Source organism: Mesorhizobium sp. M2A.F.Ca.ET.067.02.1.1 (genome assembly GCF_004023285.1).
Taxonomy (GTDB): domain Bacteria; phylum Pseudomonadota; class Alphaproteobacteria; order Rhizobiales; family Rhizobiaceae; genus Mesorhizobium.
In genome coordinates this window covers 1-769 of sequence record NZ_RZSB01001304.1, presented here as the reverse complement: position 1 = coordinate 769, position 769 = coordinate 1, and the positions used below count along the sequence as shown (strand labels likewise).

Here is a 769-nt window from a genome sequence, read left to right as displayed (position 1 = left end):
AGACAGGCGCTGGTCGCGACCAGTTTCGAGCGCTTGATGACGATGCTGGTCGCCGCCCACAGGACGCCGGAACCAAGGCTGAGCAGATCGCCCAGAAGGGTCGTGTCGCTGCCCGCGACAATGCCGTCCGAGAACACGGCCACCAGGCCGCAGAAGGCCAGGACAAGCCCACCGAGCTTGCGCGCGTTGATGCGCTCGCCGAGCAGGAAATGACCGCCGATCAGCACCCAGAATGGCATGGTGTTGACCAGCAGCGTGTTGCGGGCGACGGTCGTGTATTCGAGGCCGATATAGAGGCACAGGAACTCGATGCCGAAAAGCACGCCGACGACGACGCCGGCGGCCAGCGTTCCATCCGCTTCGAACAGCTTGATGCCGCGCAGCCGGCACCAGCCAAGCACGCAGGCTCCCCCGATGAGCGAACGGGCGATCGAGACGAAGACGGGGTCGTAGCCTGCGTAGGAGATCTTGGCCGCGACGTAGTTCAGGCCCCACGAGAAGGTCAGCCCGACCATGATGGCCGCTGCCGCCATGTCGACCGCGTCGCGGCGATCCAGTGCGGGCGCAACGGTCAATCTAGTCCTCCGCGCTCTGTTCGTCGAAGCCGAGCAGGTTCCAGCTCTGGCGCATATGGGGCGGCATCGGCGCCGTCACATCGATGACGCCCTGGTCCGGATGCGGGATGACGATGCGGCGGGCGTGCAGATGCAGGCGGGTTTTGTTGTCCCCCCGGGATTTCCCGGTGGGATCCGGCTCCGAAAATTTTGGG

At 65.3% G+C, this 769-nt stretch carries 1 protein-coding gene and 1 pseudogene; both read right to left on the bottom strand.

Translation table 11 applies throughout. The features are described from left to right. Nucleotides 1-533: DMT family transporter (locus EOA28_RS37470; RefSeq protein WP_148671197.1), on the bottom strand; the 533-nt coding region annotated here is incomplete at its 3' end. A 43-nt stretch (nt 534-576) separates the two neighbouring features. Then, nucleotides 577-769, bottom strand: a pseudogene (locus EOA28_RS37465) (RluA family pseudouridine synthase); the annotation flags it as partial.